The sequence below is a fragment of the Sphingomonas sp. Leaf242 genome (assembly GCF_001422045.1).
Taxonomy (GTDB): Bacteria; Pseudomonadota; Alphaproteobacteria; order Sphingomonadales; family Sphingomonadaceae; genus Sphingomonas.
In genome coordinates this window covers 373,243-381,723 of record NZ_LMLW01000010.1, presented here as the reverse complement: position 1 = coordinate 381,723, position 8,481 = coordinate 373,243, and the positions used below count along the sequence as shown (strand labels likewise).

7 protein-coding genes are annotated in these 8,481 nt (G+C 66.0%); 1 reads left to right on the top strand and 6 read right to left on the bottom strand.

Annotated elements, in window-relative coordinates; genetic code table 11:
• Nucleotides 1-389: 389 nt before the first annotated feature.
• The 4 genes from ASF09_RS15905 to ASF09_RS15890 form a co-directional block, all read right to left on the bottom strand.
• Nucleotides 390-779, bottom strand: coding sequence for a reverse transcriptase-like protein (locus ASF09_RS15905; RefSeq protein ID WP_060527077.1), 390 nt, complete (start codon nt 777-779; stop codon nt 390-392).
• A complete protein-coding gene (locus ASF09_RS15900) occupies nt 779-1,924 on the bottom strand; it encodes a YihY/virulence factor BrkB family protein (protein ID WP_082444334.1) in 1,146 nt (381 codons plus the stop codon). Before ASF09_RS15900 ends, ASF09_RS15905 begins: the two co-directional genes overlap by 1 nt.
• A gap of 148 nt (nt 1,925-2,072) precedes the next feature.
• Nucleotides 2,073-4,571: an ABC transporter permease gene (locus tag ASF09_RS15895; RefSeq protein WP_060527076.1), complete on the bottom strand. Its 2,499-nt coding sequence runs from the start codon at nt 4,569-4,571 to the stop codon at nt 2,073-2,075.
• On the bottom strand, nt 4,568-5,242 hold the full coding sequence (locus ASF09_RS15890) for an ABC transporter ATP-binding protein (protein ID WP_060527115.1): 675 nt from the start codon (nt 5,240-5,242) through the stop codon (nt 4,568-4,570). The genes ASF09_RS15895 and ASF09_RS15890 overlap by 4 nt, the downstream gene beginning before the upstream one ends.
• Nucleotides 5,243-5,497: 255 nt before the next feature.
• Between ASF09_RS15890 and ASF09_RS15885 the strand changes: the two genes are divergently transcribed.
• Nucleotides 5,498-6,055, top strand: coding sequence for an arylesterase (locus tag ASF09_RS15885; RefSeq protein ID WP_235529852.1), 558 nt, complete (start codon nt 5,498-5,500; stop codon nt 6,053-6,055).
• On the opposite strand, the gene ASF09_RS15880 is transcribed toward ASF09_RS15885, so the two are convergent.
• Entirely contained in the window at nt 6,052-6,501 is a 450-nt protein-coding gene (locus tag ASF09_RS15880) for a MaoC family dehydratase (RefSeq protein ID WP_060527074.1), read from the bottom strand. The two genes, ASF09_RS15885 and ASF09_RS15880, sit on opposite strands and share 4 nt — an antisense overlap.
• On the bottom strand, nt 6,501-8,339 hold the full coding sequence (locus tag ASF09_RS15875; RefSeq protein ID WP_060527073.1) for an acetyl/propionyl/methylcrotonyl-CoA carboxylase subunit alpha: 1,839 nt from the start codon (nt 8,337-8,339) through the stop codon (nt 6,501-6,503). The genes ASF09_RS15880 and ASF09_RS15875 overlap by 1 nt, the downstream gene beginning before the upstream one ends.
• Nucleotides 8,340-8,481: the final 142 nt, after the last annotated feature.

Below are 8,481 nucleotides of genomic sequence, written 5' to 3'. Positions count from 1 at the left end.
CTTGAGGAGCCCGGAAACCGCAAGCCGCCGCCCACATGTCCCTTCATCTTAACCTACAATGTCAAAGAGCCGACAAAAATACCGACACTCGCATAACCTCTTCCTTAGAAGAAGCTTGGAGCATCTGGTTTTTTGCGACCGCTTCAGAAGCCGGTGAGGCACTCCGCTGCGGTGACACCCCTCTAGGCCCACCTCCCCACCCCGTCAAACACTATTTTACAGTTTTTGGTCGGTNCGACCGCTTCAGAAGCCGGTGAGGCACTCCGCTGCGGTGACACCCCTCTAGGCCCACCTCCCCACCCCGTCAAACACTATTTTACAGTTTTTGGTCGGTTTCCGGGAAAATGAAGCCTGCGGCCCCTGTGACGCTGGGCGGGACGGTATCAGCCTCACCGGGGGTGCAGCTTGGCCAACGCTATGCCTGCAAGGTTCTGGGCTCGACCGATATGCCGGATGCGTAGGCGCTCGAACCCAACGGCTAGCTTCATGAACATGGCCTGGTGTGCTTCGAGTTCGGTCGAGCGACATCGCGCCGTTCGATTGGCTTGGGTCACGACCAGCATGGAGTCGCCGAGCAGCGTGATATCGCGGTCGCCGTTTCGTGCCGCGATCTCCAATGCCTGGATCGCAGCCAGCCATTCGGCGTCGCTGTTACTCCCGTTACCGAGATCGTGCTGGTAGTGTGCGACCCCCTTCCGGACTACGGCGCATTCGATTGGGCCGGGGTTTGGCCGACAGCCGCCATCGAAGAACAGCTTGATCGACCGCCCATATGTCATCAGTCCGTGGCTCGCGTTTTCGCTGCCACCTCGTCAGACACGCACCGCTTCCGGTGTGCCAGTGCTGCGCCGGCGGCGATCAGACAAAGACCCGCAACCGGTGAGCCGCGACGGATCGACCTCAGACCGCCGAGCGCCAGAAGCGATGCTGGTAACCCTGCCTGCATGCCGCTGAAATGGACTGCGGCCAAGACCCCTACCCTGTCCCGCTCCTCGGGCTGAACAACTGGCTTCGGGTCAATGTCTGTCGCAACCGTATCTGCGACGGTCGCACCGCGCGTTCCCATCGGTGTGGCCGCGCCGGTCGTCGTGTCACTTTTCGTCTGATGCTCCAGTTCCGAATTCAGCTCTGCGCCGAGCAGGAAAACGTAAGCCGAGAGCCACAGCCACGTGAGGAGCACGACGACCGCGCTCAGCGAGCCATAGGTCGCGCCGTAATTTCCAAAGCGCGATACATAGACGCCGAACCCGATCGTCGCGCCCAGCCAGATAACCGTTGCAGCCAGAGATCCGGGCGTCAGCCACGCCCATTTGGCTTTGTGACGATTGGGGCCAAACCGATACAGGCACGCCGCTGCCGTAACGCCCAGCGAGGCCAGCACGCCGTAACTGACGAGGCGGATCGCCAGAAGCATGATTTCCGGCGCGCCAGGTATCAGGCTGTCGAGTAGCGCAAACGCCGCGGTCGACAGGGCGGCAACCAATGCCAGCATCACCGCCCCACCAGTGATCGCGAAGGCCAGCAGGTTCAACACGATGAACCCCCGCGTCTCCTTCTCTTCATAGGCGATGTTGAGCGCGGTGACGATCGACGAGGCACCCTTGGTGCCGCCGTACAAGGCGATCCCCAGCGCGATGACGAGGCCGAACCCCTTCTTGCCTTCCGATGTGCCGACGACGGTCGCCAACTGATCGCCGATCACGCGGGCCGCATCATCGGGGAGGACGTTGAAAAGAGCACGGATGTTGGCGACGACGGTCGCGGTATCGGCAACCAGACCATAGATCAGGACGACCGACGCCAGCAACGGGACGATCGCCGCGAACCCGTAGAACGCGGTCCCCGCGGCGATAAGCCCGATATTATCGTCCGCTGCCTCGGTCCAAGTCCGTTTCAGGACCTTCCACCATTCGCCTGCAGACATGGACCAAGGGCTAGTGGCAGTGTTCGGCAAAGCGGTCGTATCGGCCAGAATCTTGGTCCTCGGAAACGGTGGTGACGCGAGGATCGCCCCGCATCAGCCCAACGCCGCGGGTCGGGAAACGTGCCGCATGTTCGTACGCATTCCTAGTCTAAAGCTCACGAAGCGCGCGTGCGGGGCGCGCGCCGAGAATTGGCCACGCGCCAATCAGTCCGATCGCCATCGTCAGCCCGGCGCCTCCGACCAGCGTCGCGAAGACCGCTGCGTAATCCGGCAGCCATTCGAACGTGAAGAGCTGGGTCACCACATACCACGCGCCGCCGAGCCCCAGCAGCAAGGCAAGCAGCGACAGCACGATGCTCAAAAACGCGTATTCGAGCGCCTGGACCGCGAGCACCTGCCGCCGCGTGGCGCCAAGCGTTCGCAGGATCACGCCGTCATAGGTGCGCGCCTCGCGTGCGGCGGCGATCGCACCGATCAGCACGGCGATACCGGCCAGGATCGCGACCGATGCCGCCGCGGTGATCGCCGTCGCCATCTGCGAGACGATCGCGCGAACCTGCCCCAGCACACCGCGCACCTCGATCACCGAGACCGACGGGAAGCGGGGCAGCAGCGCACGCATCACCCTCGCCTCCTGCCCGGGCGCGAGATCGATCGTCGCCGCGAGATTGTGCGGAGCGTCTTCGATCGCGTTTGGCGAGAAGACCATCACGAAGTTGAAGCCAAGCGTATCCCAGCTGATCCGCCGGAACGATGCGATCGTCGCGGTTCGCTCCACCCCGAGCAACGTGTAGCTGAGCGGATCGCCAATCTTCAGATCGAGCACCTTCGCCAGCCGCTCGTCGATCGAGACGAGCGGCGGCCCATGATAGCTTTGCGGCCACCACCGACCCGCGGTCAGTACGCTCCCTTCGGGAAGCGTCTCGGAATAGGTCAGACCGCGCTCGCCACGCAGTGCCCAGGCGCCCTCGGGCAACGTCTTGAGATCGGCAACCCGCGTCGTGCCATAGCCGGTGATCGTGCCGCGCATTGCCGGCACCGTTCGGATCACCGGGTGGATGGCGACGGCTTCGACGACCCGGCGAAACTCGGCCTCGCGATCGGGTGGGACGTCGAGCGCGAACAACGCAGGCGCACGCTGCGGCACGGTCCGCTCGATGTTCGCGTCGATGCTGGTGCGGATGCCGGCCAGCAGGACGAACAGCGTCAAGCCCAGACCGAGCGCGACGACCAACGTCCCGGTCCTCGCACCGGGGCGGTGCAGACCGGCGACCGCCAAGCGGAGTAACGGGCGCCGCGATCGAGGCAGCAGCGCCGCCCCGCGACGGATGCTCCATCCGAACAGCGCCAGGATCGCGAGCACGCTCGCCACCGCGGCGAGGAAGCCGGCACTCAGACCGGGCTGTTCGGCGGTCAGCAGCGCAAGCGCGACGATCGCCGCACCGGCACCGATCACCCAGGGAAGCGTCCGGCGGAGCGGTACACGGCGCTCGCCGGGCAGCCCGCGCAGCAACCCGGCGGCAGGGATACGCCCTGCCTCGATCAAGGGCGGTGCGGTAAAGGCCAGCGCGATCAGCATGCCGTACCCGGCGGCAAGCGCGAGCGGTGCGACCTGAACGGCGAACCGCGGCGCGACGGGCAGGACGTCGCCGGCAAGCCAGACTATCAGCGGCACGGTCACGATACCCGCGACCAGCCCCGCGGCGATCCCCATCGCCGCGACCACCGCGACCTGCAGGATATAGATCCGCGCGATGATCCCCGAGGTGGCGCCCAGCACTTTCAGCGCGGCGATGCTGCTGCGGCGCGCGGTCAGGTAGGACGACACGCCGTTGCCGACGCCGATCCCGGCGATGACCAGCGCGGAGAGACCGACGAGCAGGAGGAACTGGCCCATCCGGTCGACGAAGCGCTCGGCACCGGGTGCGGCGCGATCTCGCGTCTTGGTTTCCCAGCCGGCGGTCGCGAACGCGGTCTTGAAGCGGTCGGTGGCGGTTTGCGGCGACGCGCCTTCGGGCAACCGGACGCGGTACTTGTTTTCGTACAGACTGCCGGGCTGGACGAGGCCGGTCCGTGTGATCCCCGCGAGCGAGACGATCGCGACCGGGCCGAGCGTAAAGCCCTCACCCAGCCGGTCCGGCTCGCTCGTTACGATCCCGCCGACGGTGAACGCTGCGGTGCCGAGCCTGACCTTGGCGCCGGGCGCTATCCCGAGGCGCTCCGCCAGCGCGGGCACCACGAGTACGGTCGTCGCGTCGAGCGGTTTTGCCGATCGGCCACCGCGCAAAGCCAGCGTACCATAGAGCGGATAGGCGGCATCGACACCTTTCAGCTCGATCGGCACGCTGTTGGTGCCGCGCACGGCCATCGCCTGCATCCGCACCGTCTCCGACACGGTCCCGAGCCGCGCCATCGCCGCACGTTCGGCCGGCGTGGCGGCGCGCTGCGAGGCCGCGAATTCCACGTCGCCGCCGAGGATCGCGCTTCCGCGGGAGGCGAGTTCGGTGTCGATCGCCTGGGTCAGGCTGCCGATTGCGGCGAGCGCCCCGACGCCGAGGAACAGGCACGCGAGCAACAGCCGCAGCCCGCGAAACCGCAGGTCGAGTTCGCGCCGCGCAAGCCGCCACGCCAGCGTCCAGTCGTTCACCGCAAGCGGTCCGCGACGATACGCCCGTCGCCGAGTTCGACGATCCGGTCGCAGCGCGCCGCGAGCGCGGGATCGTGCGTGATGACGATCAGCGTCGCGCCGGTCGCGGCGCGACGATCGAACAACAGGTCCATGATCGACGCCCCGGTCGCCGTGTCGAGATTGCCGGTCGGTTCGTCGGCGAACACGATATCGGGCCTTGGCCCCAGTGCGCGGGCGATCGCGACGCGCTGCTGCTCGCCGCCCGACAATTGGGTCGGGTAATGGCCGATACGGTGCGACAGTCCGACCGCGGCCAGTTCGGCCTCCGCGCGCGCGAACGCGTCGGGCATCCCGGCTAGCTCCATGGGCACCGCGACGTTCTCCAGTGCGGTCATCGTCGGCAACAGATGGAAGGCCTGGAGGACGATGCCGATCCGCCCACGCCTTGCCCGCGACAAAGCGTCCTCGTCGAGCGCGCTAAAATCGAGCCCCGCGACCCGCACGCTGCCGCCGCTCGCCTGTTCGAGTCCGGACAGGATCGCCATCAGCGACGACTTACCCGATCCCGACGGCCCGAGCAGAGCGATGCTGGTGCCGCGCGCGATATCGAGGTCGATGCCTTTCAAGATCGTCGTTGCCGCGCTTGCTGCGCCGAGCGTCAGGGTGACATCGCGAATGGTGATCACCATGTCGTCTGCGGCGTCGTCCGCGGCATGATCGGGCACGGCGTCGTGCGCACTGTGAGTCATGGGTGGTTGGAGATCTTCAAATTGGAGCGAAATCGAAAAAGCAGGCGTCGGACACTGTATGGGGTCGGCGCGGTCCTTCTCCAAGCCGGGCCGCTCATCGGATGCGATCGAAGCACCACGACACCCGCCCCCTCACCTCCCACCAATGCCGTCGCGCCGGCAGTTGCAACGCCAGCGCCGAAAGGTCCGCAGAAGTTGATCCTCGCATTCGGGGACAGCCTGTACGCGGGGTACGGGCTCGATCGCGGGCAGAGCCTGCCGGATGCGCTGCAGGCACGGCTGCGGCGTGACGGGGTCAATGCGACGATCGTCAACGCGGGCGTATCGGGGGATACGAGCGCGGCGGGGCGCCAGCGGTTCGCGTTCGCGCTCGACAACATGACGCGCAAACCCGATCTCGTGTTGATCGGGCTTGGCGGGAACGACGTGCTGCGCCAGATTTCGCCTGCCGAGACGCGGGCGAACATGACGGCGATGCTCGACGAGGCCAAGCGTCGCGGTATCCCGGTTATGCTCACCGGAATGATGGCGCCGCCCAATTTGGGGCCGGACTTCGCCAATCAGTTCAACGCGATCTGGCCGGACTTGGCCAAGCGGTACGACGTTGCACTCTATCCGTTCATTCTGGACGGGGTGATCGGCAATGCGCAGTTGATGCAGGCCGATCATGTTCATCCCAATCCCGGTGGGGTCGCCAAGATCGCGGCAAAGGTAACGCCGGTGATCGAGACTGCGCTTGGAAAAACCGATTAACCCCTTCGCTTGAGCAGCGCGGTTCGCAGGCATTGGCAGACGACCTCGTCGCGCTGGTTGATCAGGCGGTGGGTGAAGGTGACGATGCCGGCCTCGGGACGCGACTTGCTCGGCTTAAGCTCTGTAACCTCCGTCTCGGCACGCATCGTGTCGCCGATGAAGACGGGTTTCGGATGTATTAGCTTGTCGTAGCCGAGGTTCGCGACGAGCGTGCCGAGCGTCGTCTCACCGACCGACAGCCCGACCATCAGCGCGAAAGTGAAGGTGCCGTTGACGAGGATTTGGCCGAACTCGCTCGCCTTGGCTGCCTCGATATCGAGGTGGAGCGGCTGCGGGTTGTGCGTCATCGTCGAGAACAGGAGGTTGTCCGTCTCGGTCACCGTGCGGCGGATCTCGTGCTCGATCCGGTCGCCGATGCTCCAGTCGTCAAAATAGCGGCCGGCCATTAGCTATCCTTCTCGATGCGAACGAGCATGGTGCCTTCGGTCACCTGCCCGCCCTCGATTGCGTTGAGGTCCGCGACGATGCCGTCGAACGGCGCCGTCAGCGAATGCTCCATCTTCATCGCCTCGAGCGTGACGAGCTTTTGGCCCTTGGTGACGGTATCGCCAGTCGAAACATCGACTGCGATGATGCGGCCCGGCATCGGCGACAGGATCGCGCCGTCTGCTGCTCCGCCGGCAGCGACACCCGACGCACGCCACGGTTTGAGCTGCCAGGTCTGGCCGGCTTCGGAGATCAGGACGTCTTCGAACACCGACGCCGCTCCGGCGTGTCCGTCGAGTTCGACCTCGACCGGTTCGCCGTCCAGCAGGAACGTCGCGCTACGACGCGGCGCGGCGTTGAGACGGAAGCCAGCGATCGGATCGGCGGATACGAGCGCGCCGGCGGCGTCGGCCAACGCCTCTTCGGTCGGGTGCGTCGGCGGCATGAGCGCGTCGCCTTCGCGGGCGATCAGCCCGGTGTCGAGCGTGCCCGCCACGAAGTCGGAATGGTCGAGCGCCTCGACGAGGAACCCCGCGTTCGAGCGGACCGGCCAGACGACCGCGCCGTCGAGCGCATACGCCAAGGCTTCGCGCGCAGTCTCGCGGTCTTCGCCCCAGGCGATGACCTTGGCGATCATCGGATCGTAGAAGGGCGAGATTTCAGCGCCCTGCTCTACCCCGGTATCGACGCGGGCGGTGGTGCCGAGGTCGAAGCGTTCGAGCGTTCCGATCGACGGCAGGAACCCCTTGGCGGGATCTTCCGCATATAAACGCGCTTCCATCGCCCAGCCGTCGATCACCAGTTCATCCTGACGCATGGGCAAAGGCTCGCCCGACGCGACGCGGAGTTGCCATTCGACGAGGTCCTGGCCGGTGATCTCTTCGGTGACCGGATGCTCGACCTGCAGCCGCGTGTTCATTTCCATGAACCAGATGCGGTCGGCGCGGAGGCCTTCGCTGGCGTCGGCGATGAACTCGATCGTGCCGGCGCCGACGTAATCAACCGCCTTGGCGGCCTTTACGGCGGCGGCGCAGATCGCTTCGCGGGTTGCGGCGTCCATGCCGGGTGCGGGGGCTTCCTCGATCACCTTCTGGTGGCGGCGCTGGAGCGAGCAGTCGCGTTCGAAGAGATGGACGACGTTGCCGTGGCTGTCGCCGAAGACCTGCACCTCGATATGACGCGGCGAGAGGATGTATTTCTCGATCAGGACGTCGGTATTGCCGAACGACGAGGCCGCCTCGCGCTGGCACGAGACAAGCGCGTCGGCGAACTCGGCGGCCGTATCGACGCGGCGCATGCCCTTGCCGCCGCCGCCAGCGACCGCCTTGATGAGGACGGGGTAGCCGATCGCGTCGGCTTCCGTCTTCAGACGTTCGAGGGACTGGTCCTCGCCGAGATAGCCGGGCGTGACGGGGACGCCAGCAGCGATCATGCGCTGTTTGGCGGCGTCCTTCAGACCCATCGCGCGGATGCTGTCGGGGTTGGGACCGACCCAGACCAGCCCGGCGTCGAGCACGGCTTGGGCGAAGTCCGCGTTCTCCGAGAGAAAACCGTAGCCGGGATGGATCGCCTGCGCGCCTGTATCCTTCGCAGCGGCAATGATGCGGTCGCCGACGAGGTAGCTTTCGCGCGCCGGGGAGGCGCCGATGTGGACGGCTTCGTCGGCCTGGCGGACGTGGAGTGCGTTCGCGTCGGCGTCCGAATAGACCGCGATCGTGCGGATGCCGAGCGCCCTTGCGGTGCGGATGATGCGGCAGGCGATCTCGCCGCGATTGGCGATCAGGAGGGACTCGATCATCGATTCGCGCCGCGGAAGTGCACAAAGTGCAGACGCTCCAGCGATGTGCACATCGGGCTCGAAAGCCCCTCGACGGCAGGAAGATCGGCGGAAAGGATCGACTGTTTCGTCATGGTCATCCCGGCATAAGCCGATGCGGGCG

What these genes read in the sequence shown, in the direction of transcription:
- ASF09_RS15905 (WP_060527077.1), bottom strand. Translation starts at nt 779, where the DNA reads ATGACATATGGGCGGTCGATCAAGCTGTTCTTCGATGGCGGCTGTCGG.
- ASF09_RS15900 (WP_082444334.1), bottom strand. Translation starts at nt 1,924, where the DNA reads ATGTCTGCAGGCGAATGGTGGAAGGTCCTGAAACGGACTTGGACCGAG.
- ASF09_RS15890 (WP_060527115.1), bottom strand. Translation starts at nt 5,242, where the DNA reads ATGGTGATCACCATTCGCGATGTCACCCTGACGCTCGGCGCAGCAAGC.
- ASF09_RS15880 (WP_060527074.1), bottom strand. Translation starts at nt 6,501, where the DNA reads ATGGCCGGCCGCTATTTTGACGACTGGAGCATCGGCGACCGGATCGAG.
- ASF09_RS15875 (WP_060527073.1), bottom strand. Translation starts at nt 8,339, where the DNA reads ATGATCGAGTCCCTCCTGATCGCCAATCGCGGCGAGATCGCCTGCCGC.